Below are 26,399 nucleotides of genomic sequence, written 5' to 3'. Positions count from 1 at the left end.
TTATCGGACGTAAACGATTCTCAGTCGGTGTATCGGACACCGCAGATTCGACTCCAAGCGATGACAGACGATCACGACGCTCGGGAGCGCCACGACGAGGTGGCGGCCCCCGACAGCAAACAGGAGACTCCGACCACCGGAGCGAACAGCGACCCGCCGACCGACGGCGCGGGCGGCCACGAGGTCGGTGACGACCGAACGGTATCGGGCGACTCCACTCACGAGAGCGAGGTGTCCGAGTCCGACGACGCCGAAGTCGAGACAGACGCCGAGGAACTCGACACCCGGACGGAAGCCGACGCCGAGGAACTCGACATCGACGCACTCGGCTCGGACGTCGCCGTGGAGACGACCGAGGGGACCGAGATCGGCGACGAGGACACCCTGCTGGGCGGCCTCGCCATCGACTCGACCGACGACATCGAGGTGCCGGAGCGACTCGTCGACCAGGTCATCGGGCAGGAACACGCTCGCGACGTGATCATGAAGGCCGCGAAACAGCGCCGGCACGTCATGATGATCGGGTCGCCGGGGACCGGCAAGTCGATGCTGGCGAAGGCGATGTCCGAACTCCTCCCGAAAGAAGAGCTACAGGACGTCCTCGCGTACCACAACCCCGACGACGGCAACAACCCGAAGATCCGGACCGTGCCGGCCGGGAAGGGCGAACAGATCGTCGCCGCCCACCGCGAGGAGGCCCGCAAGCGCAACCAGACCCGCACCTTCCTGATGTGGATCGTCATCGCCGTCGTGCTGGGCTACGCCCTGCTCATCGCGGGTGAACTCCTGCTCGGCATCATCGCGGCGGTGATCGTCTACTTCATCTTCCGCAGCGGCAACCGCAGTTCCTCGGCGATGATCCCGAACCTGCTGGTGAACAACGCCGACCGCACCTCCGCGCCGTTCCAAGATGCGACGGGTGCCCACGCCGGCGCACTGCTGGGTGACGTGCGACACGACCCCTACCAGTCCGGCGGGATGGAGACGCCGAGCCACGACCGCGTGGAACCCGGTGCCATCCACAAGGCGAACAAGGGTGTCCTGTTCGTCGACGAGATCAACACCCTCGACATCCGGTCCCAGCAGCACCTGATGACGGCGATCCAGGAAGGGGAGTTCTCGATCACCGGCCAGTCCGAGCGTTCCTCGGGCGCGATGGTCCAGACGGAACCGGTCCCGACCGACTTCATCATGATCGCGGCCGGGAACCTCGACGCGATGGAGAACATGCACCCTGCGCTCAGAAGCCGCATCAAGGGCTACGGCTACGAGGTGTACATGGACGACACCATCGAGGACACGCCGGACATGCGCCGGAAGTACGCCCGCTTCGTCGCCCAGGAGGTCGCCAACGACGGTCGCCTCCCGGCGTTCACGACCGAGGCGATCGAGGAAGTGGTCCTCGAAGCCCGGCGGCGTGCCGGGCGGAAGGGCCACCTGACGCTGGAGTTCCGGAACCTCGGCGGCCTGGTGCGCGTCGCGGGCGACATCGCCCGCGGCGAGGGATCGCCGTTCACGACCCGCGACCACGTCCTGCAGGCCAAGCGCCGGTCGCGGTCCATCGAACAGCAACTGGCCGACGACTACATCGAGCGCCGGAAGGACTACGACCTCACCGTCCGCGAGGGCGGTATCGTCGGTCGGGTCAACGGCCTCGCGGTCATGGGGCAGGACTCCGGGATCGTCATGCCCGTCATGGCCGAGGTGACGCCATCGCAGGGACCCGGCGACGTGATCGCCACCGGTCTCCTGAAGGAGATGGCCGAGGAGTCGGTCCAGAACGTCTCCGCGATCATCAAGAAGTTCTCCGACGAGAACCTCGGCGAGATGGACGTGCACATCCAGTTCGTCCAGGCCGGGCAGGCCGGCGTCGACGGCGACTCCGCGTCCGTCACGGTCGCCACCGCCGTCATCTCCGCACTGGAGGACGCGCCGGTCGACCAGCGCGTCGCGATGACCGGGTCACTCTCCGTTCGGGGCGACGTGCTCCCGGTCGGCGGCGTGACCTACAAGATCGAAGCCGCCGCGAAGGCCGGCCTGAAGACGGTCATCATCCCCCGTGCCAACGAGCAGGACGTGATGATCGAAGACGAGTTCGCCGAGATGATCGACATCGTCCCCGTCTCGCACATCTCGGAAGTGCTGGACGTGGCGCTCGTCGGCGAACCCGAGAAGGACGGCTTCGTGGACCGCCTGCGTCACCTGACGCTCGGCGGCCGCAAGTCCCCCGACGCCGTCGGCGACCGCGAGTCGCCCGGCACCGGCGTCGGCTCCGGCGGCCGGAGTCCCGCACCGCAGTAGCGCTCCCTGAACGACTTTTAGTATCGACGTGTACGCCGAGCCATGCAGTTCACCGTCGAGACCGACGACCGACTGACCTGTGTGGACGTGACCGACCGCGTGGCGGCGACGGTCGACGAGATGCTCCCGACCACCGAGAAGACACCCGACGCGGCGCTCTGTACCGTCTTCGTCCAGCACACGACCGCCGGTGTGATCGTGCAGGAACCCGAGTCGCGTCTGCTCGGCGACGTCGAGACGTTCCTGTGCGATCTGGTGCCGGATCGGGACGGCTACGCGCACGACGAGATCGACGACAACGCCGACTCACACCTCCGGGCGACCCTGCTCGGCGAGTCGGTGTCGGTGCCGGTGCGAGAGGGCGAACTGGCGCTCGGTCGCTGGCAGTTGATCCAACTCGTGGAGTGTGACGGCCCTCGGCGTCGGACGGTGGAGGTGGTGGTGACGCCGGCGCTGTGAGCGTGGCGACGAGAGGGAGCAGAGAGGGACCGGGGGACAGCGCCGTGTGCCACACTGGACCAAGCATGAAGATAAGTCGCTGGCGGACGAACAGGTGGGTATGAAGCTCCGACGCATCCTCGGCTACGCGGCTCTCGGTATCGGCGCGACTGCGGTCGCCAACCGTGTCCTCCAGCGGAGTGCCGGCGTCCTCGAACCGGCACTCGTCGGCCAGCAGCGCACCTTCCGCTGGCGCGGCATGGACGTCCGCTACACCGAAGCCGGCGACCCCGACGACCCGGACCTCGTCCTGCTCCACGGGATCAACGCCTCCGCCTCCAGCCACGAGTTCCGCGAGGTGTTCGACGACCTCTCGGCGGACTTCCACGTGATCGCCCCGGACCTGCCGGGCTTCGGCCGGTCCGACCGCCCGCCGCTGCGCTACTCCGCCCCGCTGTACGAGGACTTCGTGGGCGACTTCGTCCGCCAGTTCGACGAACCGGCCGTCGTCGCCTCCTCGCTGACGGGGGCGTACACCGCCGCCGCGGCCCGCGAGGGGAACGTCTCCCGACTGCTCCTGCTGTCGCCGACGACGACCGCGATGCCCGGCGAGCGTCCGATGCTGACCGAACTCGTCCGCGCGCCGGTGGTCGGCGACACGGTCGTCAGTCTCCTCGGGTCGACGCCCTCGATCCGGTACTTCAACGCCGATCACGGCTACTACGACCCCGACAACATCACCGAGGAACTGGTCGACTACCAGTGGCGGACGATCCACCAAGAGGGCGCACGCTACGCGCTGGCGTCGTTCTTCGGCGGCCTGCTCAACTCCGATCTGGACCTCGCCCACGAGATCGACGCGCTGAACGTACCGGTGACGCTGGTCTGGGGCCGCGAGTCCGAGATCGTTCCCCTCAAAGACGGCCGCGAGTTGGCGGACGCGACCGGCGCGAAACTGGTCGTCTTCGACGACTCGGACCTCCAGCCACACGTCGAACACGCCGAGGAGTTCCTGCGCGTCGTCCGCGCCGAACTGGCAGAGGAGGGTGATGCGGTCGCCGACGAGTCCGGGACCGACGACATCGAAGTCGAGGTCGAGGCGACCGGCGACGAGAGCGAGGGAAGCGAGGCGTCGGCGGACGCCGACACGACCGACGAGGAGTCGGATGCGACGACCGATGACACAGACGACGAGACGGCGACCGACGAGGAGTCGGCGGACGCCGACGACGAGGCGGAAGCCGTGGGTGCAGAAGAGGAAGCCGAGTAGTCGCGCGGACTCGCACGGTCGAGCCGGTACGTTCTTTTCGACGCCGACAGTACGACAGCGACGACTCGATGGCCCTCCTCGATCACGTGTCCGTCTACAGCTACGTCCTGCTCCTCGCCGTCGCCGGGTTCGTGTCGTTTCCCGATCCGACCGGCGTCGTCCCGATGCTCGTCACGCTGACCGGTGTGGTGGTCGCCGGCGTCGCGGCACTCCTGTCGGACCCGACGCCGGAGCGACTCGCGGGCGCGGTCGGAACGACGGTCGTCCTGTTCGCGCTCATGTGGGTGCTGGCGTGGGGACTCGGCGTCGGCGGACCGCTCGGCCATCCGATCCTCGCGGTCGGTGCTCCGCTCGCGGTCCCAGCCGGGTACCTGCTCTCGCCGCTGGCGGTCGGTGGCCTGCGGGCGACTCGACTCACCAGTGGGTCGTGATCCTCACCGACTGTAGTGACTCCCGTCACACTCGAACAGAATATTTTTTCCAGCGATCTCCGAACGCAGAACCGACACGATGGCCCTCCTCGACTCCCTCGCCGGCGTCGGCTACGTCGGCTTCGTGACGTTTCTCGGACTGCTCCTCGCGCCCGACCCGACCGGGATCGCCCCTCTGGGTGTCGTCCTCGGAGGCGGTCTCGTGGCGGTGCACGCGCTCGTCCGTTCCGATGCCCCGACCCAGGTCTTGCTGGCGACTGCGGGCGCGACGCTCGGACTGGCGATCCTGACGACGGTCGGCTTCGCCGTCGCTGGCGCAGTGATCCCCGCGAGCGCCCTCGTCTCGGCACTCGCACTGGTGGGGGTCCCGCCGGTCGGCTACGTACTCGTGCTCGCGAGCGGTGTGGCCGACCGAGAACCCGGTGAGACAGCGGCCGACGACGCCGACGACGCTACCGAGGTCTGAACACCAGGACGCGCTCGTCGCGCGTCTCGGTGCGCTCGACCGTCGGCGCTACCGTCGTGCCGACCTCGACAGCGTCCGGTTCGACACCGCGAACCATCCCCGTCAGTCGGACCGGGCCGAAGTCCGCGATGGCGGTCGCGTAGGGGACGTCGTCGGCGTGACTCGGCGCGGCGACGTGGACTACCGTGACCGACTCGATCTCGCCCGTGCCGGGCAGTGGCTCCTCGGTGAGTTCGGGCGAGCCACAGTGTGGACAGACCCTGCGCGGCGGGAGCGAGCCGTGGTCGTTCGGACACGAGAGGTAGATTCCCTCGCCGGCCTCGATGCCGTCGAGCCAGTCGTCGTAGCCCGCGTCCCGTGGCGTCTCGTCCGCGCCGTGGGTGCTCATCGGGCCACCTCCAGCACGTGGACCACGGCACTGGCGACCGTCCCGCCCGCGTTGTGGGCCAGGCCGACCTCGGCGTCCGGCACCGCGTCGCTGTTCGGGTGGTCACCGCGCAGGAGTCGGGTCAGTTCGGCGATCTGACTCGCACCGGTCGCGCCGACCGGGTGGCCCTTCGCCTTCAGGCCGCCGGAGAGGTTGACCGGCCGGTCGCCGTCGCGGGTGGTCTCGCCGCGCCGGGCCGCGCCGATACCCTCACCGACCTCGTAGAAGCCGAGTGCTTCGAGCGCGAGGACTTCCGCGATGGTGAAGCAGTCGTGGACCTCCGCCACGTCCACGTCCTGCGGTTTGACGCCCGCCTCTGCGTAGGCTTCGTCGGCCGCATCGCGGGCGGCGGGGGTCTGTGCGAGGTATTCTCTATCTTGGAGAGCCATCTTGTCGCCACCCTGTCCCGTGCCGGTGATCGTGACGGGCGCGTCGACGGCGTGTTCGTCGGCGTACTCGCCCGACACGAGGACGAGACCGGCCGCGCCGTCGGTGATCGGACAGGCGTCGAAGAGATGGAGGGGATCGGCCACCGGCGGACTGTCCATCGCCTCCGCGACCGTGATCTCGCGCTGGTACTGCGCGTACTCGTTGCCGAGGGCGTTCGCGTGGTTCTTGACCGCGACGTTCGCGAGGTCTGCTCTGCTGCCGCCGTACTGGTCGAAGTACGCGCTCGCCATCAGCGCGTACGCGCCGGGGAAGGTGATCCCCGCGTGCACCTCGTGGAGTTCGTCGGCGGCGATTGCCAGCCCCTCGGTCGCCCCCGCAGTACCCATGTTCGTCATGCGTTCCATCCCGCCGGCGAGCATCACGTCACGCTCGCCCGAGCGAATCGACTTCACGGCCTCGCGGACTGCCACGCCCGCCGAAGCGCAGGCTTCCTCGTACCGGGTCGCGGGACACTGCAGGCCGCCGGCTTCGGCCATCAGCGGGGCCTGGTGGGCCTGTCGCTCCGCGAGCGCCCCCATGAAGTTCCCGTAGTTCAGGTGGTCGATGTCGTCTCGTGGGACGCCGGCGTCGGTGACGGCCCGCTGTACTGCCTCGCCGAACAGGTCGCGGCCGGTGCGCTCCGGGTGTCGCCCGAAGTGGGTGAGTCCGACGCCAGCCACGTGGACTTCGGTCATACACGGTCGTAGATGAGGGTCGGGGTTAAGTACTGGTGGCATCTGTTCGGCGCGCCGACCCCCCGACTCGATCCGCTGGATCGGCGTGGGTCGCCCAACAGCTAAACCGCTCGCCGTCGTTCGGTCGGACATGAGCGACGACCTCACAGAGTCAGTCGAGACGTTTCTGAGCGACACCCAGACCGTGCTCCGGGAGTACGACCAGGGGTACATGGACGCCGACGCCGCGCTCTCGGTGCTGGAGGGACACATCGACGATCTGCGCGAGGACTTCGAGGGCTGAGTGTGCAGGGCGGTGCACTCGTCGGGCCCCGGGTCGTGATCGATCCGACCCGGCGAGCGCACCTCCGGACGTACCCCCGGCCACGAGTCCAGCGGTCCGCGAGCAGACTCACCGACAGCCAGCAATCCCGACCGTCGCCTCTACGTTTTTCCCGCAGTCCGACGAACAGCGGGGTATGACCGACATGGAGTACACGACCCTCGGCGACACGGGACTCGAAGTCTCCCGACTCTGCCTCGGCTGTATGAACTTCGGCAGCGGTGCGGAGTGGATGATGAACGACCGCGACGCGAGCGTCGACCTCCTCCACCGCGCCTTCGAGTTGGGGGTCAACTTCCTCGACACCGCGAACGTCTACTCGCAGGGCGAGTCCGAGGAGATCGTCGGGGAAGCCATCGCCGACCAGGACGTGTTCTCGCGCGAGGAACTCGTCGTCGCCACGAAGGTCTTCGGCCCGATGGGCGACGGGCCGAATCGACAGGGGCTGTCGCGGAAACACGTTCTCGATCAGTGCGAGGCGAGTCTCGACCGTCTCGGTCTGGAGTACGTCGACCTCTACCAGATCCACCGCTGGGACGACGACACGCCGATCGAGGAGACGCTGGCCGCACTCGATCACCTGATAGAGACCGGCAAAGTGCGGTACGTCGGTGCGAGCACGATGACCAGCTACGAGTTCACGAAGGCGCTCTACACCGCCGACGTAGAGAACTACAGCCGGTTCGTCTGTATGCAACCGGAGTACAACGCCGTAGACCGCCACGAGGAGGCGAACCTCCTGCCCGTCTGCGAGGGCGAGGGAGTCGGCGTCATCCCGTGGTCACCACTGGCGGGTGGCTTCCTGACCGGGAAGTACGACAGGGAGGGCGACACGGACGACGCCGACGAGACGCGCCGGGCCGACACCGACGAGTACACGGAGAACCGCTTCACCGACGAGAACTGGGCCGTGCTCGAGGAGATCGAAGCCATCGCCGACGAACTCGACGCGACGCCCGCGCAGGTGTCGCTGGCGTGGCTCCTGCACAAGCCGGTGGTCGACTCGCCCATCGTCGGTCCCCGGAGCGTCGAGCACCTCGAAGAGAACGTCGGAGCCCTCGACGTGACCCTCACCGACGATCACCTCGCGCGCGTCGAAGCGCCGAAGACGCCGCGCTGGCCCGCCCCCGGCAAGGACTGAGAGGATCGACGCTCGGCAGGGACCGGTAACCCCCCCGCGAGGAGGTGCGCGTCTGGCGCGCGCGAGAGCCACGCGTCGCTCACGGTGCGCCAGTCCTGCTGTTGGCCGGCGTGATCTCGGCCGGGCGCGAACGACCCACAGAGCGCGGGTGCGAACGCCCTCTCGAGCGCGGGCGCACACTACCCAAACCGCGGGAGTGCGTCGCCTTCGTCGGGACACAACCGGGTAAGGACTAAGGTGTTGGGCTACACACGTTACCTACACGCATACGCGCGACTCGCGTAAAATACCAATATCCAGATACGAACGGCCCGATCGGGTCGATTTCGTCTTCCACGTAGGTTATTTTCACAAGACGAGATGCTGTCAGAGAATTCACTACAACAGGGGTAGTAACAATTACCGAAAGTATAAATAAGCAGTGTGCTAACTGTCCCAACTGTAATGGTTGATACTGACTCACACGACAGGAAGCGTCGGTCCAACGTCTCGCGTCGGACGTTCGTGAAGGCAGCAGGCGTCTCCGGCATCACGGCCGGACTCGCGGGCTGTGTCACGAACGACGGCGGCGGTGGCGCAGACGAGCAGATCGACACCTCCGTGCCGGACGGCGACATCACGGTGCAGTTCGCGGCCGACGACCGGCTCGCCGGTATCGCTGACCAGGTGCAGGAACTCCTCTACGAAGAGGGACTGCCGGAGAACATCTCGCTGGAAGTGCTGGCCGGCTCGTTCATCTCCGACGACCGCCAGAACCAGTACACGCAACTTCTGGACGCGGGCCAGGAGAGTCCGACGCTGCTGCTGATGGACAGCGGGTGGACGATTCCGTTCATCGCTCGCGGTCAGCTGGTCAACTTCTCCCAGCAGATGCCGAGCGACTTCGTCAGCGACATCCAGGACAACTACTTCGGTGCCAGCGTCGACACCGTCTCCAACACGGAGGGTGACCTGTTCGGGATGCCGATGTTCCCGGACTTCCCGGTCATGCAGTACCGGAAGGACGTGTACGAGGCGGCCGGCTACAGCCCGGAGAGCAACAACTGGGCCACCGAGCCGATCACGTGGTCCGAGTTCTCGCAGGCGACGGCCGACGCACAGGACGAGGCCGGCACCGACTACGGCTTCACCTTCCAGGCTAACATCTACGAGGGCCTCTCGTGCTGTGACTTCAACGAGTTCATGTCCTCGTGGGGTGGCGCGTACTTCGGTGGCCGCGAGAACCTCTTCGGCCCGGTCGGGGACCGCCCCGTCACCGTGGACGAACAGCAGGTCATCGACTCGATCCGGATGGTCCGGACGTTCATCAACGGCTCGGACGACGAGTTCGCGATGGACGAGTACCAGAAGATCTCCCCCGAGGCCGTGCTCCAGTGGACCGAGGAACCGTCCCGCCAGCCGTTCACGAACGGGAACGCGGTCGCCAACCGTAACTGGCCGTACTCGATCCCGATCAACGGTGCCGACGACGCCTTCGGCGAGGACTTCGGTACGATGCCGATCCCGTACGCAGTCCCCGAGAGCGAGAGCCCCTACGAGGGACTCGGCGGCACGAGCAGTGCCCTCGGTGGCTGGCACGCCGTCATCAACCCGAACGCGCCGGCAGAGCAGAAGTCCGCCGCGTACCACGTCCTCAACGCCATGAAGTCCGAAGCCGTCCAGCTGCTCGCGTTGGAGGAGATCGGGTGGCTGCCGCCGCGGCCCGACCTCTTCGAGTCCGACCGCGCACAGAACGTCCCGATCATCGGTCGCTACATCGACACGCTCCGCATCGCCGGCGAGAACGCGGTGCCCCGCCCGGTCACGACCGTCTGGGGCCAGCAGTCCGACCAGATCGCATCGGAAGTCAACGCCGCGTACGCCCAGCAGAAGAGCCCGGAGGACGCGATGAGCAGTCTGAAGTCTTCGCTCGAGTCGATCGAAGAGTCCGGCTGAGCAAAGGACTAAGTTCCTCCACTCACGTTACCACTTGACAATGGCTACTGAACAAGAATCGGGGTCGGTGCGAGACAGCACCAAATCCGGGCCGTACGTGTCGCTCGTACGCTGGATGGAGAACCTCAGCGAGACGAAGTTCGCGTACTTGCTGATGGCTCCAGCGCTGCTGTTACTGGCGGTGATCGCGGTCTGGCCCCTACTGAGTACCTTCCGGATGTCCCTGTTCGCGGACAACGCCGGAGGGGCGGAACAGCTCGGGTCCTTCGTCGGGATCGAGAACTACGTGGCCCTGATGACGGGCCAGCGGACGGCGATCCTGCCGTCGCCGTTCCTGCCGGAGGCGTTGACGATCGACGCCTTCTTCGGGAGCGCGCTGACGGTGACGCTGATCATCACGGGCGTGAGCGTCTTCTTCGAGACGATCATCGGCTTCGGGCAGGCGCTGGTGCTGGACCAGGACTTCCGTGGTCGACGCTGGGTTCGTGTCGCGATCATCATCCCGTGGGCGGTGCCCATCGTCATCCAGGGGATGATCTTCTACCTGCTGTTCCAGCCGGGGATCGGTTTCCTCGTCGGGACCTCGGAGAACCCCGCGTTCCTCAACGGACTCGGGATGAGCTTCACGCCGCTGGTCAACTCCATCGACTCGACGATCATCGTGATCATCGGGGACATCTGGAAGACCTCGGCGTTCATGGCCCTGCTCATCCTCGCAGGCCTCCAGAGCATCGACCGTGGTCTGTACGACGTGGCTCGTGTCGCGGGCGCGTCGAAGTGGCAGCAGTTCAAGATCATCACGTTCCCGCTCATCCTCCCGACGGTGCTCGTCGCGATGCTGTTCCGCACCATCCAGGCGATGCGCGTCTACGGGATGATCGAGACGGTCTCGTCGTGTACGACGGTGCCGTCGCTGTCCTGTCTCGTCGTGACGAGCTTCAACAACCGACTCATCGGCACGTCGGCGACGGTGGCCTTCGTGACGGCGGGGATCATCGCAGTCGTGGTGTCGGTGTACATCGTCAAGTTCGCCGACGCGGAGGGGGGATTCTAGATGGCAAGTGAACAACAACGCGGGAGCGGAATCGGTAGCGGGGAAGACGCAGAACTCGTCCGTGGGCCGCTGGGTCGCTGGGTCGATCAGTCGATCCAGAGCCCCGAGCGCGTCTACCAGGCGCTGTTCTACGTCGTGACGGCGTTCTTCCTCGTGACGACGCTGTTCCCGTTCTACTGGCTGCTCATCATCGCGCTCACGCCGCTGAACGCGATGCAGAACCTCACGTTCTTCCCGAAAGGGTTCGACGTGATGGTGTTCGTGGACGTGTTCCAGCAGGTGCCGTTCCACCTCTATATGTTCAACAGCTTCGTGCTCGGCATCGGGACGACGGTGATCGTCCTCCTGCTGGCGAGTCTCGCGGGCTACGTGTTCGGTCGCCTGCGGTTCCCCGGCAAGAGCCTGTTCATGCTGGGGATCCTGGCGATCTCGTACTTCCCGCCGGCGGCGTTCTTCCTGCCGCTGTTCAACCTGTTCAACGGGAACATCGGTATCCCGCTGGGCGGCGGGTCGATGCTCGCACCGCCGCAGCTGTACAACACGCCGGGGGCGATGATCCTCCCGTTCAGCGCGCTGTTCATGCCGCTGTCCATCTTCATCCTGACGACGTTCTACGGCCAGATCCCGGACGGGCTGGAGGACGCCGCACGGATCGAAGGGACGACCCGGCTCGGCGCGCTGTTCCGGGTCATCGTGCCGCTGTCGGCACCCGGTGTGGCGACGGCGGGCGTGCTGACGTTCATCGCGGTGTACAACGAGTTCTTCTTCTCGTTCCTGATGAACGACGGCTCGGTGGAGAACTGGGCCCCCATCGTGGCGGGCATCCTGGACTACCAGGGGCAGTTCTCGACGCCGTACAACCTGATGGCGGCCGCCAGTATCGTGGGCGTCCTGCCCGTGGCGATCCTCGTCATCATCGCACAGGAGAAGATCGTGAGCGGACTGACCGCCGGAGCACTCAAGGAGTAAGACAATGGGAGACGTAAAACTCGAACACGTGGTGAAACGATACGACGACGTAACGGCTGTCGACGACATGAACCTGCACATCCAGGACGGCGAGTTCGTCTGTCTCGTCGGTCCCTCGGGCTGTGGGAAGTCGACGACGATGGAGACGATCGCGGGGCTGACCATCCCCACCGAGGGGACTGTCTCCATCGCGGGCCGTGACGTGACGAACCTACCGCCGAAAGATCGCGGGGTAGCGATGGTGTTCCAGAACATCGCGCTGTTCCCGCACATGGACGTCTTCGACAACATCTCGTTCGGCCTGCGCCTGCGGGACTACGACGACGAGGAGATCGAGCGTCGGGTCAACCGCGCCTCCGAGATCGTCCAGTTGGAGGGGATGCTCGACCGGATGCCCGACGAGATGTCCGGCGGCCAGCGCCAGCGCGTCGCCATCGCGCGTGCGATCGTCCGGAACCCCGAAGTGTTCCTGATGGACGAGCCGCTGGCGAACCTCGACGCCAAACTGCGGGTCCACATGCGGACGGAACTCCAGCGCCTGCACAAGGAACTGGACACCACCATCGTCTACGTGACCCACGACCAGGCGGAGGCGATGACGATGTCCGACCGGATCGCCGTCATCGACTCCGGACAGCTCCAGCAGATCGACCCGCCGCTGACCTGCTACAACGAACCGAAGAACCTGTTCGTCGCGGGCTTCATCGGGTCGCCGTCGATGAACTTCATCGACGGCGAGGTGACGGAGAACGGCTGGACCTCGAAGAACTTCGACATCGAGTTCGATCCGGCACAGATCGGCGTCGAGGTCGGCCAGGATGTCACGCTCGGCATCCGGCCGGAGGACGTGTACCCCGAGAACGACGGCCGGTCGCTGCCGGACCCGTCGATGACCATCGACGCGAAGACCGACGTGCTGGAGCCGATGGGTGACGAGATCTTCGTCTACCTGATGCTCACCGAGGACGCCGACACCAGCCTCGACCAGACTGCCTCGAACGACCAGTTGCTGATGAGCGTCGCGCCGGACTACGACATCAGTGAGGACCAGTCGATGGACGTCGTCCTCGACCGGTCGCGGATCCACCTGTTCGACAGTTCGTCGGGCCAGGCGATCCACCACGGCATCACCAGCGCGGCCCGCGCCGAGACCAGTAGCGGCACCGAAGCAGAGAGCGACGACTAGACAACCCCCCGACCGCAACTTCTTCGCATGGCAACGCCCGATCCGCTCCTCGTGCTCGCGCTGTACACAGTCCTGTTCTTCTTCTGGGCGTACGGCATCGTGTCGTTCCTGCTCGACCTGAAGAACAAGATCGTCCCGAAGACCGCGCAGTTCCTCCGGGGCCGGCGCAGGCTCAAAGAGGAGAAGGAGAAGGAAGAAGAGCGACAGGAGCGGGAAGAACAGCTCTACTGATCGGTCGCCGATCACCCCCCGATTCTTCGCGACGTCACCGCACCGACCTCGGAGTGTCGACTCCGCGTGACTCTGGCGGTGACGACGCCGCGTTCGCCTACTGGAACCGACGACCAGAGCGACCGCAGGCGGTGCTCGGAACGTGAGGCTTTTGCCCCGATGCGCGAAACCCGGAGCCATGACTACGACACCGCCGGTCCGGATCGGTATCGTCGGACTCGGCAACATCGGCCAACACCACGCCGACAAACTCGCGCTGACCGACGGCGTGGACCTCGTCGGCGGGATGGACGTGGACCCGGAGGCACGGGCGCGGTTCGCCTCGGCGTACGACTGTGCGGAGTACGACGACGCGACGAGACTCGTGGCCGACGCCGACGCGATCATCGTCACGACGCCGAACCGGTTCCACGAACCATACGCCGTCACCGCCCTCGACGCCGACACGCACGTCCTCGTCGAGAAGCCGCTGGCACACGACCTGGCGAGCGCAGAGCGCATCGCCGAGGCGGCCCGCGACTCCGAGGCGTTCTGCATGGTCGGGTTCAACAACCGGTTCCGGAACCCGGTCGAGGTGCTCGCGGAGTACGTCCAGCAGGGCAGATTCGGGAATCTGACACACGTGGACGCGAACTACCTCCGACGACGCGGGATTCCCGGACGCGGTTCGTGGTTCACCTCGAAGGACGTGGCCGGCGGCGGCGCACTCGTCGACATCGGCGTCCACGCGATCGACCTCGCCATGCACTTCCTCGACTTTCCGGAGATCGAGGAGGTGTCGGGCGTCACGCGCCAGACGTTCGGGACCGACGAGGACTACGCCTGGATCCACATGTGGGGCGAAGACACCGGTCCCGGCGACTTCGACGTGGAGGACTCGGCGACCGCCTTCCTCCGGTGTGCCGACGGGACGACCGTCTCGCTGGACGTGGCGTGGGCGACCAACCGCGAGGAGAACGAGACCTACCACCTCGACGGCACCGAGGGCGGCGCGCGCCTCGACCGCAGTTCCGGCGATCTGAGGCTGTACGAAGCGAGCAGGGACGGGGGCAACCACCTCGCCGACACCGACATCGAGACGCGCCCCTCGGACCCGCACCGCGACGAACAGCGTGCGTTCGTCGAGGCGATCCGAAGCGACGAGCATCCGGGACGGAACACGGTCGAACAGGGATTGGCGGTCCAGCGTGTGATCGACGCCATCTATCGCTCGGCCGAGTCGGGAGCGGCTGTCGAACTGACGGGATCGACCGCAGCCGAGACGGAGTGGGACCGATGATCGGCACGATCCGACGGGAGAGTGACTCATGAGTGAGAGCGACGACGGCCCGACGCGAACCCAACAGATCGTCAGAGTGCTGGCGCTCGTGTTGGTCGGCGTGGTCGCGGCCGGGGCGATCAGCCAACTGTCGACGCAGGGGTTGGCCGCCGCGCCGAGCGCGTTGATCTCGCTGTACGTCGTCAGCGTGGTCGCCTACGGCACCTTGCGCGACGAGATGGACACGACGCGGTTCCGGGTCGCGTTCTACGTCGGTGTCGCCCTGTGGGGCGCGCTCCGGGTGTACGAAGGCGACGGGCTGTGGGCACTCGGCCTGTTCGTCGTCGGCGCGGCGCTGCTGGTGCGAGAGTTGTACGCCTCCTGACCGACTGCCTGGGGACGGCGAACACTCCCTCACCACGACACCGGGATACTTACCCGGAGGGCGGTCGAACCTCGGCGTATGCAGACGGGCTTCACGGAGGGTCCTCGGTGAACCGACTCCATCCACGGATTCGCCTCCTCTGGATCGCACGGGCGATTCTCTTCGCGGCGCTCCTCGGCGTGATCGCGTTCGGCGTGTTCCGCTTCGCACCGGTTCTCCAGATCAGGCCGGCGGTCGCCGGTGGCAGCGTCTTCGGTGTCTTCGCACTGTTGTTCGTCACGCTCGCGGTCCTACGCTATCGGCTGTGGGGCTACGAGATCCGGGACGACTCAATCTATCTGGAGCGCGGCGTGTTCACCCGCGTCCGGACCGTCGTCCCGTTCGTCCGCATCCAGCACGTCGACTCCTCGCGCGGCCCACTCGAACGGGTCGCCGGACTGGCGAGTACCGTCGTCTACACCGCCGGGTCGCGGGGTGCGGACGTGTCGATCCCCGGCCTGACGCCGGACGGCTCCGAGGACCTCCAGGAGCGACTGAAACGGCTCGCCATCCGCGCCGAAGGTGAGGACGCGGTATGAGACTCGCCCCGCTGTCGATCCCGTACCGGGCGGTCCAGCGCGGTATCAGTCTCGTCTTCACGCTCGCCTTTGTCCTCTTCTCGACCTCGTCGTTTCTCGGGCCGCTCGGCCCCCTCGCGTCGGTCGGGATTCTCGGTCTCGCCGTGCTCACGGTCGTCGGCTACGAGGTGGCGTACTTCCGGCGGTTCGACTACGAACTGACGAGCGACACCTTCGACGTGCGGTCGGGGGTGTTCTCCCGCCGGAACCGCGAGATTCCGCTGCGTCGCATCCAGAACGTCGACATCAGTCGGAACGTCGCACAGCGCGTGCTGGGGATCGCGGCGGTGGACTTCGAGACGGCCGGCGGCGGCCAGACCGAAGGCTCTCTGCGGTACGTCACCTTCGAGGAGGCCAAACGACTCCAGTCGGAGATCGCCCGACTGAAGCGCGGGACGACCGACGAGGGAGAGCCGGTGCCAGAACCCGAAGAAGAAGAACTGTTCGCGCTGGCAGACTGGGAGCTCGCACTGGTCGGCCTGTTGTCGTTCGACCTCCGGGTGCCGGGGCTGCTCCTCTTCCTGCTGTCGGGGTCGGTCCCGTTCGTCCCGCAGATGCTTCCGGACGACACCGCGACCCTGCTCGGGATCGCCGGGATCGCGGTGCTGGTCGTCGGCGTCCTCCTCTTCTCGTGGCTGGCGAGTGCGGTCGTCGCCGTCCTCAACTACTACGGCTTCCGGCTGACCCGGACCGACGAGGAGTTGCAGTACGAACGCGGACTGCTCCAGCGATACGACGGGTCGATCCCGCTGGACAAGATCCAGACGCTGACGGTGACGGACAACCCGCTGAAGCGCTACTTCGGCTACGCGACGCTCCAGATCGAGACGGCGGGCTACTCCGGCGGCGGCCAGGACGGGACCGCTCGCGGGTCGGAGGCGGCGGTCCCACTCGCCAGCAGAGAGCGAGTCGTGGAACTGGCGAACGAGATCGAGGCGTTCGGCGACCCCGAGTTCCGTCGCCCACCGAAGCGGATCCGGCGTCGCTACGCGATGCGGTATCTGATCGCTCTCGGGGTGCTGACCGGCGTGCTGTACGCCGTGAACGTCGTCGTCCCGCAACCGCTGCCGTGGTACGCGACTGCGGTCGGTCTGCCCCTGCTTCCGGTCGCGGCACACCTGAAGTGGAAGCATCGCGGCTACTGGCTCGGCGACGACCACGTCGTGACGCGCAACGGCGTCTGGAACCGCGAGATCAAGATCGTGCCGTACTACCGGGTACAGACGGTGATCGACTCCCGGACGATCTTCCAGCGACGCTGGCGGGTGGCGACCGTGACGGTCGACACGGCGGGGTCGTTGTCGATCCTCGGTCGGGACGCGGCGGCGGTCGACATCGAACGCGACGACGCCGACGACCTGCGGGACGAACTCGCAGAGCGCCTCCGTGTCGCGGTGGCACGGCGGCGGACGCGGCGACCACGCCAGTCGATGATCGCCGAGTCGGTCGCTGCGGAGCAAACCACCGAGAAATCGGATGACTCGGCACAGACCGCCGCCGTGACGACCGACGGAGAGTCGGTCGCAGCGTCGGGGTCAGAGTCCGCAGCGTCGGGGTCAGAGTCCGCAGCGTCGGAGTCGGAGTCGCCGGCAGAGTCCGACGCGTCGGAGTCGGAGAGAGACTCCGAGAGCGAGGACACGACGTCGAAGAACGGTGCATCGGACGAGACGGGCGAGGAGCACGGGGGCGGCTTCGTCTTCGGGTCGACGGTCGAGTCGGACGACGAGTCCGAAGACGGTGAGGAGGCGTCCGACGACGCAGAGACGACTCGGGAGGAGGCGTCCGACGACGCAGAGACGACTCGGGAGGAGGCGTCCGACGACGCAGAGACGACTCGGGAGGAGGCGTCCGACGACGCAGAGACGACTCGGGAGGAGGCGTCCGACGACGCAGAGACGACTCGGGACGACGCGTGACTCGACTCAGAGATCGACCGGGTGCAGAAACGCCTGCACCTCCACGGTCCGACCGTCGGGGTCCTCGGCGAAGAACTGGTAGATGTCGTACTGCTCGTTCTCGTAAGGGTCCTCCCGGGCCACGTCGGCCAGATCGGCGTGGACGGCGTCGACCGTCTCGCGGTCCTCGTAGACGAACGTGAGGATGCCACAGTCGTCGGTCCGGTCCCGGGCGCAGAAACCGAACAGGAGGTTGTCGTGTTTCAGGATCGTGCAGTCGGGCTGTTCGAGCCACACGTCGGCCCCGAGACGGTCGGTGTAGAAGTCGATCACGGCGTCGTGACGCTCGGTGGCGTAGAAGACGATTCCGGACACGTTCCGATCTCGGCGGGAGTCGACAAAACGGTTCGGGGGCGACGGGCCTCCGCTGGATGCGGACAGGCTTACGTCACCCGAGCGAGAGCCACCGACATGGACGACAGCGAACCCGACGAGGACGAGACCCCGACGTTCGCGGGGAGGGTGACGGGGCTGTGGCTCGCCGACGAGCGCACCGCCTCACCGACGGCACGCGAGACGGTCGAGGCGGTCGCCGGGCGCGGCCTGCGCGGTGACCGCTACTTCCGGCCGGCCGACGCCGAGGGGCCGGGCGTCGAGGTGACGCTGATCGAACGCGAAGCACTCCGCGCCGCCGAACGCGACTACGACGTGTCGCTCCCGGCGGGTGCACACCGCCGGAACGTCGTGACTGCGGGGGTCCCGCTGAATCACCTCGTCGGCCGCCGGTTCCGGGTCGGCGAGGCGGTAGTCGAGGGGACCGGCCTGTGTGAGCCCTGTGCACACATGGAGTCGCTGGCCGTCGAGGGAGCACGGGAGTCGCTGGTTCACCGGGGCGGCCTGGAGGCCCGAATCGTCGAGACGGGCCACCTCGCCGTCGGTGACGACGTGTCGCCGCGCTGAGTTCGGTGCCACGACGTCGACGACGGCCGGGACGGCGTGGTGGACGAGGAGCGAACCGGCGACCGATCCTCCGAGACACGCACACCAGACCCGGCGGCGCGGTCGCATCCACGACGCTTTTGACCACACCTGTCCTACAGGGCCTACAGTGGCGATCACCGACAAGATCTACGTCAAGAACCACCGACAACTCGCCTCCCAGTTGGAGACGAACATCCCGAAAGGTGCGTTCAAGGGCGCGACACTCGATCTCCTCTACACCGGCGACGGCCTCGCGAAACTGGACGACGCGACCCGCGACCGGATTCTCGACTTCGCGCAGGACTTCCTCGACTGCGACTGCGACAACAACCCCTACTGCGGCCACCCGGAGCGCAAGTTCGTCAAGTACCTGCTGGAACTGCGAGCACAGGGACTCGGCCCGGACGCCATCGTCGACGTGATGTCCGACGACTACCTGCTGTACGCCTACCCCGGCGACGTGCTCTCCTTCCTCGACGACGCGGTCCGGACGCTCGAAGCGGTCGAGTCGCTCGCCGACGTGGAGGGCGACCGGGAGATGGCCCGGAAGGCCCGCGAGGCGAAGCAGGCGCTGGCGAAGTAGTACGCCGGAAGTTACAGTCCGATCAGCCGAGGCGGAACGACGGTTCGTCGTGGTCGGCCTCGCCGTCCAGATCCTCCAGTTGGATCACGTCCTCCTCGCCGTCGTCCTCCAACTGCTCGCTGAGGTAGTTGACGTAGCGTTTGTGCTCCTCCAGTTGTTCGCGGAGGTGGTCGGCTTCGAGTTCGAGGCGTTCGTGCTCGCGGATGAAGCTCTTGGGCACCTCCACCTTCGGCGGGAAGGAGTCTTCCGTCTCTGCGCCCATGTTCTCCAGTTCGTGTTCCGGGACGACCCGCACCTGGCCGTCGTGGGCAACGAGCGTGTCCACGTAGTCGCGGAAGACCGCCGACAGGGAGATGTCACGCTCCTCCGCGATCTCCCGGAGCGTCTCGAACGCGTCCTCGTTGACGCGGAACGAGATCGTCTTGTTCTTGTTGCCCATCTTACGTGGACGTACGACCCGGCACCTACTTAATGGTTTGTCAGACGATGGCGTAGTCCGATCCGCTCGCTAGAAAAACCGCGTCGCGCAGTCGAGCGCCGAACGCCAGAGCCGCGTCTACGCTTCCGCGCCGGCTTCGAGTTCGTCGGTCTCCTCTAAGCTCTCCAGTGCCGCGATCGCGGCGTCGCGGTAGGCTTCGACCGACAGGTCGTACTGCTCGCGGGCCATCCGGGCGTACTCGTTGCCCTCGTCCTCGAAGGCGGCGATGCGGTCCAGCGTCCGGTCTGCGGTCTCGACGACCCACCGGTCGCGGGTGGCGGCGTCGACCTCGGTGATCGACTCGGGTTGGACGGAGACGTTGATATTCCCGTCGTCGGTCTCGAACGTGCGCGGCTTGCCCACGACAGACAGGTACGCAGGCGGTTCCAGTTCGCGGAGTGCGCTGGCGGCTTCGGGCTGGTACTGCCCGGCGTAGGCGAAGAACGTCCCGGTCGGGTCGACGATGCGACCGCGCCAGTACTCGTTGTCGTCGCCCACGTCCTCCTTCTCGGTCAGCGTGCCGACGAAGAACACCCGGTTGGCCTTCGCTCCGGTCGGGAGCAGCAGGTAGTGGGGTGCGCGCTCGTCGTCGGACTCTTTGAACGTGTAGCCGCCGTCGTTGAACTCTCGGGCGAAGACGCGTCGTGCGACCTCGCGGGTGGGTGTGGAACTCATGTCAGATCGACCTCGCTTTGATGAGAACGTCCTCGGTGTCTGTCGGCCTGTCCAGTCGCTCGAAGCTGTCCGCGAGGACGTACCGCCGGAAGCGGGGGCCGGTCACGCGGTAGTAGCGACCGAGGATCTTCCCCTGCATCTCGTCGGCGACGACGGTCGTGTCGAGTGCGTCCATCGCCATGTCCTTCGCCTCTTCGAGGGTGATCCCGGTCAGTGCCTCGGTGGTCTCCTGATCGAAGATCACCTCCTGCACGTCGATGCCGTCGTCCAGCACCGCCTTGATGCGCAGGTCGAACTCGCCGTCGACGCTTCCGTGTTCCGAACAGCGGCCGTTCTGGAGGACGCGCGTGCAGTCCTCCTCGGGACAGCGCTTGATGAGGCCGGACCCGGACTGGACGTCCACGAGTGCGCCCTCGACGGTCTCGCTGTCGTCGCCGACCTCGATCTCCTCGTCGATCTCGGTGATCGTGGTCGTCCGGTTCAGCTTCACGGAGTAGGTGCCCTCGTACTCGTCGGTGACGACGTTCGAGAGCTTGTAGGAGGCACCTTCCTCCAACTTCTCCAGTTCGCTGGTCTTGAACGCGACGAACTTGATCGTCCCCGACTCGTCACCGAGCAGGCCGACCTGCGAGATGGACTCGCTTCGGGGGTCCCAGAGGTCGACGACCGTCACGGTCAGGTCGACCCACTGTTCGTCCTGTGCGATGTCGCCGACGAGCATCTCCTCGGCACTGCCGGAGCCGAGTTCCTCCCGATCCAGGCCGGCCTCGTCGAGGTAGCTGTTGACGACGCTCCGGCGCGCCTCGTCGACCGGCACCTTGTACTCGTTCACGAGGTTCGACAGTCGCTCCTCGACTTCGGCCTCGCTCACGTCGAGATGGTCCGAGAACTGTTCCGCTATCTCTGCTGCGTGGGTCTGCAGATCTGTCATGGGTTGCTCGTCTCCGTCTTGTTTTCGGCTGGAGACGTACGCCGGTTGGTTCCCAGTGGTATAAAAAGTTCCGTGACCGGAGTGAAAGTGAACGATCGCTCTCCGTCGCCCAGTTCTGCCCACACAAGACACTTGTCGCTCGTTCGTGACCCTCCCGTGTGACGAACGAAGTCAGGGCGTGGTGGGAGGCGACCGCCGACTACTTCCAGTCGACAGCAGATGTCGCCGAGGGTGCCGACTGGACCGGCGCGGCGTACGGCGACATCGACCTCGATCTGCTCGGCGACGTGCGCGACCGCGAGATACTGGAACTCGGCTGTGGCGGCGGGCAGTGTGCGGTCGGCTTAGCAGAGCAAGGAGCCGAGGTCGTCGGTCTCGACCTCTCGGCGGCACAACTCGCTCACGCCAAGGACCGAGCCAGCGAGCGCGGCGTCTCGGTCCGGTTCGTCGAAGGTGACGTGACACGACTTCCCTTCACACCCGAGTCGTTCGACCTCGCCTGCAACGCGTACGTCTTCCAGTGGGTCGGCGACCTCGACGCCTGCTTCCGGGAGACGCACCGGGTGCTCCGTTCCGGCGGGCGGTTCGTCTTCTCTGTTCCGCACCCGGCCTACGAGGTGGTCGACTCCGAGTCCGAGCGCGTCACGGAGAGCTACTTCGACACCGGCCGCTACGAGATCCACCACGAGGAGGTCGAGACGCCGCAGGTGCTCTACCGGCACACCGTCTCGGAGATTCACCGCGCGCTGGTCGACGCCGGTTTCGTCGTCGAGGCCCTGCACGAACCCGGCACGGACGACCCGGAGGCCTACGACCCGGGACCGTGGGGTGAGTGTACCCCGTCGTTGATGAGCAAACTGCCGGCAGTGCTGGTGGTCGAAGCCCGGAAGTCAGCGTGAGAGAGGACGGTCCCGCGTCGGGCGACGGCAGAGAGCCTTTAGTCCCGACGCCTCTATCCAGTTACATGGACGAGCGGCTGAAGCGGTTCGTGCGGACGAAGATGCGGCAGGCAGGCCGGCGGTTCGAGGAGACCCGGCAGGCCTACCGCGAGGGACGCCGGGCCGCCAGCCAGTACGACCTCCCGACGGACGCCGAGGGCCGCGCCCGCATCGTCTGCCGGCGCTACGCCGAACAGCGCGCGGTCCGGGTGAACGCCGAGGGCGAACCGGCCTGCTACGACGACGACCACCCGGACTGCCGGGGCTGTGCCGAGGACGTGCGGGAAGGCTACGTCGAGACGTGGTGAGCCGACCGACTCGACCGCCCCACGACACACTGCTATCGTCACGACCACCGCGAGCCGACACCCGAACCGTCTTGTGACCCGACGACCTGCCGCCGACATGGACCGGACGCTCGTCGCCGTCGTCCTCGCCGGCGGCACCGGCACCCGACTGTACCCCGCAAGCCGGAGCGACCGGCCGAAACAGTTCCTCTCGCTCGGTGCGAGCAGCGACGCGGACGGTGACGGCGAGGAGTCGGACAGCCTCCTCTCCAGAACCGTCTCGCGCGTCGACTTCGCGGACGAGGTGGTCGTCGTCACGCGTCCCGAGTTCGAGTCGGGTGTGCGCGACCACGCGCCCGACACGACCGTCCTCACCGAACCCGAGGGGAAGGACACCGGGCCGGCACTGACCTACGCGACCCACCACGTTGCAGACGCGTACGACGACAGCGTCGTCCTCGCACTGCCGAGCGACCACCACGTCCGGGGAGACTTCGGGTCGGTCGCACGCCGGGGGGCCGAAGTGGCAGTCGAGACCGACCGCCTCGTCACCTTCGGCGTCGAACCGACCCGCCCCGACACCGGCTACGGCTACCTCGAACCCGGTGAGTTCCACGGCGACTGGGCCGACCTCGACAGCTTCCACGAGAAACCCGACCGCGAGACCGCCGAGTCCTACGTCGAGGCGGGCTACCTCTGGAACGCCGGCCTGTTCGCGTGGACACCGGAGTCGTTCCTCGCGGCGGCCCGCGACTCGCGGCTCGCGCCGCTCGTCGCCGAGTTGGACCGTGGCGCTCCCGAGGCCGGGTTCGCGGCGGTCGAGCCGGTCAGCGTGGACTACGCCGTGATGGAAGAAGCAGACGACGCGGCGGTCCTGCCTGCGACCTTCGGCTGGGACGACCTCGGCTCGTGGGACGCACTGGACCGTCTACTGGCCGCAGACGACGCGGGCAACGTCGCGCTCGGAGACTACCTCTCGGTCGACGCGACGGAGAACGTGGTCGCCACCGACGACAAACACGTCTCGCTCGTCGGCGTCGAGGGGCTGGCGGTCGTCGCCTACGACGACCGGGTGCTCGTCGTGCCGAAAGCGGACGCCCAGCGTGTCCGTGAGGCGGTCGCGGAACTGCGGGACGACGGGCAGTTCTGAGTGGTCGGTCGCCCGGTCGCGGTCTCAGCTTCTGAGTCGGCCGCCGTCAACCGGGAGCGCGACGCCGTTCACGAAACTCGCCCGGTCGCTGGCGAGAAACGCCACGGTGTCGCCGAGTTCGCGCGGGTCGCCGATCCGGTTCAGCGGGATGTCGCTCGCCCAGTCGGCCAACCCTTCTTCGTAGTCGGCGAACTCGCCTCGGTCGATGGCGGCCTCGATCAACTCCTCGATACGGGCCGTCTCGTGAGCACCCGGCAGGACCGCGTTCGCGCGTACCTGGGGCGCGAACTCCCGGGAGACGGTCTTCACGAGGCCGATCACGCCGCGTCTGACCGCGTTCGAGAGGAGCAGGTCGTCGATGGCCTCCCGGACGCTCGTCGAGGTGATGCAGGTGATCGACCCCGCGTCGCTCTCGGCGAGGTGGGGGTACGCCTCGCGGACGGTCCAGACGAGGCTCATGACGAGTGTGTCGTACGCGCCGTACCACTGCTTGTCCGAGAGGTCCGCGAAGCCGCCCGGCGGGACGCCACCGGCCGAGGTGACGAGGTGGTCGATACCGCCGTACTCGGCGACCGTCGCGTCCACGAGGTTTTCGACCGAATCGGGGTCGGTCACGTCGGCCTGCACCGCCAGCACGTCACCGGGGCCTGCGTCGGCGACGACTGACTCTGCGTCTGCGAGTCGCGCCGCGTCCCTGCCACAGATTGTCACGTTCGCGCCTTCGGCGACCAGCGACTCGGCACAGCCCCGGCCGAGACCGCTGGAACTTGCCGTCACCAGTACCGTCTCGCCGTCGAGTCCGAGGTCCATGTCGCTCGCCACGCACGCGTCACCGAAAAACACTCAGGTCGCGGAAGTCGGCTGCGGTGGGCCGGTTCGCTCGGGGGGCGAGCCTCCCACGATCAGTCGCTCCGAGGCGCGTCGCTCGACCGCCGGACCCGGACCGCACCCTCCGAGGTGACGCCGACCAGCACGTCTTCGCGGACTTCACGCCCCTGTACCGCGTCGCCGGCCTCGTCCGAGACCGTCTTCATCAGTTCCGGCGCGGTGTGGTTCACCTTCACGCCGGCCGCGTCACAGGCGTCGTACACCAGTTTCGGCACGTCGTAGAGGTCGGTGCCCTCTGCGACCTCGACCCGGACCGGTGCCGAGAGGGTCTCGGCGAACCCGACCGTCTCGCGGGCCTTCTCGACGTTGGTGCGGGCGCTCGACTCGATAGAGGAGACGTTCGCCCGCGAGGTACCGAGCAGGTCGGCGATGGTGCTCTGTCGGACACCACGCTCGCGGAGGAGCAAGACCTCGGCCTGTCGGCGCGTGAGCACGCTGGTCTCGGGGTCGAAGCCGGCCTGTTCGAGCAGCGCGTCCACGTCCGGCGTCGCTTCGCGGGAAGACTGCTCTCTCGGCGTGTCTGGCCCGAGGTCGTCGTCCATGGGCCGGGCTACGGGACGGGGTGGCAAAAACCTACAGACACGCGGTGGAACTGTCCGGGGGCGCGAACTGGTGGTCGGCGTCTCGCGGTTGGTCGGCGTCGGGACTGTCCGTCGGGAGCGTCGTGCGACGACCGGGGGTTAGCTGCCCCAGAAGTTGTCGCGGCTCCCGAGTGCCTCCGGACGCTTCGGCCCGGAGGACTTCGTGTCGTCCGAGTCGGTGGTGGACTCGGTGTCGGTGTCACCGTCACCGTCGGCGTCGGTCGTCTCGGCCTCCTCCTCGTCCATCGGGAGGCGCTCGACCTCCTCGCCGAGTGCGTGGTTCGACTTGACCCGCTTGATACGGACCTTCGCCCGCGCCTCCGGGAGGATGCCGTCCACGAGGACGATGAAGCCGTCGTCGGTGCGGCCGACGCCGGCACCGCTCTCGTGGATGTCGGTCACCTCCACGACCAGTTCCTCGCCGACCTTCACGGGTTGGCTCTTGAGTTCGTAGATCGGCCGCTCGTAGTGGTCGCACCACTCCGCGCCGCCTTTGTCGCCGTAGTGTTGACACCCGAGTCCGTTGATCCGCTCCGAGAACTGCGGGCAGTCGTCCGCGAGTGGACAGTTCGCCATAGAATCTGGTACTCCGGGCTGTGTCTAAACGCTTGCGCCTTCGGGGTTTGCGCGGTCGCACCCGCCGCGTGCGCCCGGATCGAAAGGCTTTGTCGCCCGGCACCCGAACCAGCGGTGATGAGTCGTCGTGTTCCGGAACTCGCGCTGTTGACGGGCGTCTTTCTCGGACTCTCGTTGTTCGTCGCCGGTGTCCTGTTCACGGGCGACGTGCCCCTGACGACGCTCTCGGCGGTCGTCGTCTGCTACCCCTTCGCCGGCTACGCCGTCTACCACTCGCCCGATCCGACGACGGTGCTCCCGCCCCGGATCGTCGCCGCGGCCGGCGTGCTCGTCGGTGCCGTCGCCGGACTGTGGGCACTCGTCGGTGCCGGGGGGGCCGATCTCCTGCCGGTCGGGCTACTCGCCGGGTTCGTCGTCCTGGTTGTCGCGCTCCCCCCGTTGGCCTACGCGGTTGCCTACGGCGAGGAGCCACTCCCGATTCCGGCGTCCGTCGCGCTCGGAGCCGGGACGATCGCCGGTATCGGCTTTCTCGTCGCCGGACTGCTCGCCGACGCGGTGTTTCTCGCGTCGGTGAACGCGGTGCTGGCGTTCCTCGCCGGTGCGCTGTACGCCGGCACTCGCGGGCTCGATCCGGTCCGGCGGTTCGGTCGCGGCGTGGTGCTCGCCGGTGCGCTCCTCGGCACCGCACTGGTCGCCGGCGGCGTCCTCGTCGGCCCGCCGGAACCGTGGATCGTGGAGGGGGTCGCGGTCTCGCTGGCGACGACCGTGTACTACGTCGCCGTCGTCGAGATGCGGTCGTGAGCCCGGACCCCGACGGGTAGCGATCTGCTGGCGACGCGGACCGCGAGCAGTGGTCGAGCGACGGCGAGACCCTGCTCGCG

Annotated in this window: 30 protein-coding genes and 1 pseudogene; 22 read left to right on the top strand and 9 right to left on the bottom strand. The window is 67.0% G+C overall.

Going from position 1 to position 26,399, the window contains the following annotated elements:
* Positions 1-60: 60 nt before the first annotated feature.
* The 5 genes and pseudogenes from lonB (at position 61) to LI337_RS00135 (ending at position 4,906) form a co-directional block, all read left to right on the top strand.
* The gene (gene lonB, locus LI337_RS00155) at positions 61-2,301 is read left to right on the top strand and encodes an ATP-dependent protease LonB (protein WP_227227684.1); all 2,241 of its coding nucleotides are present in this window, start codon (positions 61-63) and stop codon (positions 2,299-2,301) included.
* 42 nt (positions 2,302-2,343) lie between these two features.
* Positions 2,344-2,760 (top strand): secondary thiamine-phosphate synthase enzyme YjbQ, encoded by a 417-nt coding sequence (locus LI337_RS00150; RefSeq protein WP_227227683.1) that lies wholly within the window; start codon positions 2,344-2,346, stop codon positions 2,758-2,760.
* A gap of 100 nt (positions 2,761-2,860) precedes the next feature.
* Positions 2,861-3,775, top strand: a pseudogene (locus LI337_RS00145) (alpha/beta fold hydrolase); the annotation flags it as partial.
* A gap of 302 nt (positions 3,776-4,077) precedes the next feature.
* Positions 4,078-4,440 carry a hypothetical protein gene (locus LI337_RS00140; protein ID WP_227227682.1) on the top strand — a complete coding sequence of 121 codons (363 nt, stop codon included), beginning with the start codon at positions 4,078-4,080 and terminating at the stop codon, positions 4,438-4,440.
* A 79-nt stretch (positions 4,441-4,519) separates the two neighbouring features.
* Positions 4,520-4,906, top strand: coding sequence for a hypothetical protein (locus tag LI337_RS00135; protein ID WP_227227681.1), 387 nt, complete (start codon positions 4,520-4,522; stop codon positions 4,904-4,906).
* Here the strand turns inward: LI337_RS00135 and LI337_RS00130 are convergent.
* Positions 4,893-5,294, bottom strand: a complete 402-nt coding sequence (locus LI337_RS00130) for a Zn-ribbon domain-containing OB-fold protein (protein WP_227227680.1) — start codon at positions 5,292-5,294, stop codon at positions 4,893-4,895. The two genes, LI337_RS00135 and LI337_RS00130, sit on opposite strands and share 14 nt — an antisense overlap.
* Positions 5,291-6,457, bottom strand: a complete 1,167-nt coding sequence (locus tag LI337_RS00125; protein ID WP_227227679.1) for a thiolase domain-containing protein — start codon at positions 6,455-6,457, stop codon at positions 5,291-5,293. Before LI337_RS00125 ends, LI337_RS00130 begins: the two co-directional genes overlap by 4 nt.
* A 130-nt stretch (positions 6,458-6,587) precedes the next feature.
* On the opposite strand from LI337_RS00125, the gene LI337_RS00120 reads away from it, so the two are divergent.
* The 11 genes from LI337_RS00120 to LI337_RS00070 all read left to right on the top strand — a co-directional run bounded on the left by LI337_RS00120 (position 6,588) and on the right by LI337_RS00070 (position 17,471).
* Positions 6,588-6,740, top strand: a complete 153-nt coding sequence (locus LI337_RS00120) for a hypothetical protein (protein ID WP_227227678.1) — start codon at positions 6,588-6,590, stop codon at positions 6,738-6,740.
* Positions 6,741-6,915: 175 nt separating this feature from the next.
* The gene (locus LI337_RS00115) at positions 6,916-7,920 is read left to right on the top strand and encodes an aldo/keto reductase (protein ID WP_303645181.1); all 1,005 of its coding nucleotides are present in this window, start codon (positions 6,916-6,918) and stop codon (positions 7,918-7,920) included.
* A gap of 444 nt (positions 7,921-8,364) precedes the next feature.
* Positions 8,365-9,855, top strand: coding sequence for a substrate-binding domain-containing protein (locus LI337_RS00110; RefSeq protein ID WP_227227677.1), 1,491 nt, complete (start codon positions 8,365-8,367; stop codon positions 9,853-9,855).
* 115 nt (positions 9,856-9,970) lie between these two features.
* Complete coding sequence (locus tag LI337_RS00105) at positions 9,971-10,909, top strand: carbohydrate ABC transporter permease (RefSeq protein WP_303645210.1); 939 nt, start codon at positions 9,971-9,973, stop codon at positions 10,907-10,909.
* Complete coding sequence (locus LI337_RS00100; protein WP_227227675.1) at positions 10,910-11,878, top strand: carbohydrate ABC transporter permease; 969 nt, start codon at positions 10,910-10,912, stop codon at positions 11,876-11,878.
* Positions 11,879-11,882: 4 nt separating this feature from the next.
* Positions 11,883-13,064: an ABC transporter ATP-binding protein gene (locus LI337_RS00095; RefSeq protein ID WP_227227674.1), complete on the top strand. Its 1,182-nt coding sequence runs from the start codon at positions 11,883-11,885 to the stop codon at positions 13,062-13,064.
* Positions 13,065-13,091: 27 nt separating this feature from the next.
* Positions 13,092-13,295, top strand: a complete 204-nt coding sequence (locus LI337_RS00090; RefSeq protein ID WP_227227673.1) for a DUF8005 family protein — start codon at positions 13,092-13,094, stop codon at positions 13,293-13,295.
* A gap of 178 nt (positions 13,296-13,473) precedes the next feature.
* Positions 13,474-14,574: a Gfo/Idh/MocA family protein gene (locus LI337_RS00085; RefSeq protein WP_227227672.1), complete on the top strand. Its 1,101-nt coding sequence runs from the start codon at positions 13,474-13,476 to the stop codon at positions 14,572-14,574.
* A 28-nt stretch (positions 14,575-14,602) separates the two neighbouring features.
* On the top strand, positions 14,603-14,938 hold the full coding sequence (locus LI337_RS00080) for a hypothetical protein (RefSeq protein WP_227227671.1): 336 nt from the start codon (positions 14,603-14,605) through the stop codon (positions 14,936-14,938).
* 107 nt (positions 14,939-15,045) lie between these two features.
* Positions 15,046-15,516 carry a PH domain-containing protein gene (locus LI337_RS00075; protein WP_227227670.1) on the top strand — a complete coding sequence of 157 codons (471 nt, stop codon included), beginning with the start codon at positions 15,046-15,048 and terminating at the stop codon, positions 15,514-15,516.
* Positions 15,513-17,471: a PH domain-containing protein gene (locus LI337_RS00070; RefSeq protein ID WP_227227669.1), complete on the top strand. Its 1,959-nt coding sequence runs from the start codon at positions 15,513-15,515 to the stop codon at positions 17,469-17,471. The genes LI337_RS00075 and LI337_RS00070 overlap by 4 nt, the downstream gene beginning before the upstream one ends.
* Positions 17,472-17,477: 6 nt before the next feature.
* Here LI337_RS00070 and LI337_RS00065 read toward each other — a convergent pair whose 3' ends face one another.
* Positions 17,478-17,825, bottom strand: a complete 348-nt coding sequence (locus LI337_RS00065) for a VOC family protein (protein WP_227227668.1) — start codon at positions 17,823-17,825, stop codon at positions 17,478-17,480.
* Positions 17,826-17,921: 96 nt separating this feature from the next.
* Between LI337_RS00065 and LI337_RS00060 the strand changes: the two genes are divergently transcribed.
* Positions 17,922-18,410, top strand: coding sequence for an MOSC domain-containing protein (locus tag LI337_RS00060; protein WP_227227667.1), 489 nt, complete (start codon positions 17,922-17,924; stop codon positions 18,408-18,410).
* Between the two features lie 148 nt (positions 18,411-18,558).
* Positions 18,559-19,014 carry a DUF5814 domain-containing protein gene (locus tag LI337_RS00055; RefSeq protein ID WP_227227666.1) on the top strand — a complete coding sequence of 152 codons (456 nt, stop codon included), beginning with the start codon at positions 18,559-18,561 and terminating at the stop codon, positions 19,012-19,014.
* Positions 19,015-19,036: 22 nt separating this feature from the next.
* On the opposite strand, the gene LI337_RS00050 is transcribed toward LI337_RS00055, so the two are convergent.
* From LI337_RS00050 to LI337_RS00040, 3 genes are all read right to left on the bottom strand, one after another.
* Entirely contained in the window at positions 19,037-19,453 is a 417-nt protein-coding gene (locus LI337_RS00050) for a DUF8146 domain-containing protein (protein ID WP_227227665.1), read from the bottom strand.
* Between the two features lie 117 nt (positions 19,454-19,570).
* Positions 19,571-20,167 carry an RPA family protein gene (locus LI337_RS00045; RefSeq protein WP_227227664.1) on the bottom strand — a complete coding sequence of 199 codons (597 nt, stop codon included), beginning with the start codon at positions 20,165-20,167 and terminating at the stop codon, positions 19,571-19,573.
* A gap of 1 nt (position 20,168) precedes the next feature.
* Positions 20,169-21,098 (bottom strand): replication factor A, encoded by a 930-nt coding sequence (locus tag LI337_RS00040; RefSeq protein ID WP_227227663.1) that lies wholly within the window; start codon positions 21,096-21,098, stop codon positions 20,169-20,171.
* 158 nt (positions 21,099-21,256) lie between these two features.
* On the opposite strand from LI337_RS00040, the gene LI337_RS00035 reads away from it, so the two are divergent.
* From LI337_RS00035 to LI337_RS00025, 3 genes are all read left to right on the top strand, one after another.
* Entirely contained in the window at positions 21,257-21,997 is a 741-nt protein-coding gene (locus LI337_RS00035; RefSeq protein ID WP_227227662.1) for a class I SAM-dependent methyltransferase, read from the top strand.
* A 65-nt stretch (positions 21,998-22,062) separates the two neighbouring features.
* Complete coding sequence (locus LI337_RS00030) at positions 22,063-22,344, top strand: DUF7091 family protein (protein ID WP_227227661.1); 282 nt, start codon at positions 22,063-22,065, stop codon at positions 22,342-22,344.
* A 97-nt stretch (positions 22,345-22,441) separates the two neighbouring features.
* Complete coding sequence (locus LI337_RS00025) at positions 22,442-23,473, top strand: mannose-1-phosphate guanylyltransferase (RefSeq protein WP_227227660.1); 1,032 nt, start codon at positions 22,442-22,444, stop codon at positions 23,471-23,473.
* Positions 23,474-23,497: 24 nt separating this feature from the next.
* Here the strand turns inward: LI337_RS00025 and LI337_RS00020 are convergent, their stop codons facing one another.
* The 3 genes from LI337_RS00020 to LI337_RS00010 all read right to left on the bottom strand — a co-directional run bounded on the left by LI337_RS00020 (position 23,498) and on the right by LI337_RS00010 (position 25,518).
* On the bottom strand, positions 23,498-24,283 hold the full coding sequence (locus LI337_RS00020) for an SDR family oxidoreductase (RefSeq protein WP_227227659.1): 786 nt from the start codon (positions 24,281-24,283) through the stop codon (positions 23,498-23,500).
* A gap of 92 nt (positions 24,284-24,375) precedes the next feature.
* Positions 24,376-24,903: a Tfx family DNA-binding protein gene (locus LI337_RS00015; RefSeq protein WP_227227658.1), complete on the bottom strand. Its 528-nt coding sequence runs from the start codon at positions 24,901-24,903 to the stop codon at positions 24,376-24,378.
* 138 nt (positions 24,904-25,041) lie between these two features.
* Complete coding sequence (locus LI337_RS00010; RefSeq protein WP_227227657.1) at positions 25,042-25,518, bottom strand: TRAM domain-containing protein; 477 nt, start codon at positions 25,516-25,518, stop codon at positions 25,042-25,044.
* Between the two features lie 117 nt (positions 25,519-25,635).
* Between LI337_RS00010 and LI337_RS00005 the strand changes: the two genes are divergently transcribed.
* Positions 25,636-26,319 carry a hypothetical protein gene (locus LI337_RS00005; protein WP_227227656.1) on the top strand — a complete coding sequence of 228 codons (684 nt, stop codon included), beginning with the start codon at positions 25,636-25,638 and terminating at the stop codon, positions 26,317-26,319.
* Positions 26,320-26,399: the final 80 nt, after the last annotated feature.

This window comes from Salinirubrum litoreum, assembly GCF_020567425.1.
Classification (GTDB): Archaea; Halobacteriota; Halobacteria; order Halobacteriales; family Haloferacaceae; genus Salinirubrum; species Salinirubrum litoreum.
Note: the sequence above shows the minus strand (reverse complement) of the source record. Positions and strands in the feature narration are given on the sequence as shown.

Coding starts and splice junctions, on each gene's coding strand:
- lonB (WP_227227684.1), top strand. CDS start 61: ATGACAGACGATCACGACGCTCGGGAGCGCCACGACGAGGTGGCGGCC.
- LI337_RS00150 (WP_227227683.1), top strand. CDS start 2,344: ATGCAGTTCACCGTCGAGACCGACGACCGACTGACCTGTGTGGACGTG.
- LI337_RS00140 (WP_227227682.1), top strand. CDS start 4,078: ATGGCCCTCCTCGATCACGTGTCCGTCTACAGCTACGTCCTGCTCCTC.
- LI337_RS00135 (WP_227227681.1), top strand. CDS start 4,520: ATGGCCCTCCTCGACTCCCTCGCCGGCGTCGGCTACGTCGGCTTCGTG.
- LI337_RS00130 (WP_227227680.1), bottom strand. CDS start 5,294: ATGAGCACCCACGGCGCGGACGAGACGCCACGGGACGCGGGCTACGAC.
- LI337_RS00125 (WP_227227679.1), bottom strand. CDS start 6,457: ATGACCGAAGTCCACGTGGCTGGCGTCGGACTCACCCACTTCGGGCGA.
- LI337_RS00120 (WP_227227678.1), top strand. CDS start 6,588: ATGAGCGACGACCTCACAGAGTCAGTCGAGACGTTTCTGAGCGACACC.
- LI337_RS00115 (WP_303645181.1), top strand. CDS start 6,916: ATGACCGACATGGAGTACACGACCCTCGGCGACACGGGACTCGAAGTC.
- LI337_RS00110 (WP_227227677.1), top strand. CDS start 8,365: ATGGTTGATACTGACTCACACGACAGGAAGCGTCGGTCCAACGTCTCG.
- LI337_RS00105 (WP_303645210.1), top strand. CDS start 9,971: ATGGAGAACCTCAGCGAGACGAAGTTCGCGTACTTGCTGATGGCTCCA.
- LI337_RS00100 (WP_227227675.1), top strand. CDS start 10,910: ATGGCAAGTGAACAACAACGCGGGAGCGGAATCGGTAGCGGGGAAGAC.
- LI337_RS00095 (WP_227227674.1), top strand. CDS start 11,883: ATGGGAGACGTAAAACTCGAACACGTGGTGAAACGATACGACGACGTA.
- LI337_RS00090 (WP_227227673.1), top strand. CDS start 13,092: ATGGCAACGCCCGATCCGCTCCTCGTGCTCGCGCTGTACACAGTCCTG.
- LI337_RS00085 (WP_227227672.1), top strand. CDS start 13,474: ATGACTACGACACCGCCGGTCCGGATCGGTATCGTCGGACTCGGCAAC.
- LI337_RS00080 (WP_227227671.1), top strand. CDS start 14,603: ATGAGTGAGAGCGACGACGGCCCGACGCGAACCCAACAGATCGTCAGA.
- LI337_RS00070 (WP_227227669.1), top strand. CDS start 15,513: ATGAGACTCGCCCCGCTGTCGATCCCGTACCGGGCGGTCCAGCGCGGT.
- LI337_RS00060 (WP_227227667.1), top strand. CDS start 17,922: ATGGACGACAGCGAACCCGACGAGGACGAGACCCCGACGTTCGCGGGG.
- LI337_RS00050 (WP_227227665.1), bottom strand. CDS start 19,453: ATGGGCAACAAGAACAAGACGATCTCGTTCCGCGTCAACGAGGACGCG.
- LI337_RS00045 (WP_227227664.1), bottom strand. CDS start 20,167: ATGAGTTCCACACCCACCCGCGAGGTCGCACGACGCGTCTTCGCCCGA.
- LI337_RS00040 (WP_227227663.1), bottom strand. CDS start 21,098: ATGACAGATCTGCAGACCCACGCAGCAGAGATAGCGGAACAGTTCTCG.
- LI337_RS00030 (WP_227227661.1), top strand. CDS start 22,063: ATGGACGAGCGGCTGAAGCGGTTCGTGCGGACGAAGATGCGGCAGGCA.
- LI337_RS00025 (WP_227227660.1), top strand. CDS start 22,442: ATGGACCGGACGCTCGTCGCCGTCGTCCTCGCCGGCGGCACCGGCACC.
- LI337_RS00020 (WP_227227659.1), bottom strand. CDS start 24,283: ATGGACCTCGGACTCGACGGCGAGACGGTACTGGTGACGGCAAGTTCC.
- LI337_RS00015 (WP_227227658.1), bottom strand. CDS start 24,903: ATGGACGACGACCTCGGGCCAGACACGCCGAGAGAGCAGTCTTCCCGC.
- LI337_RS00010 (WP_227227657.1), bottom strand. CDS start 25,518: ATGGCGAACTGTCCACTCGCGGACGACTGCCCGCAGTTCTCGGAGCGG.
- LI337_RS00005 (WP_227227656.1), top strand. CDS start 25,636: ATGAGTCGTCGTGTTCCGGAACTCGCGCTGTTGACGGGCGTCTTTCTC.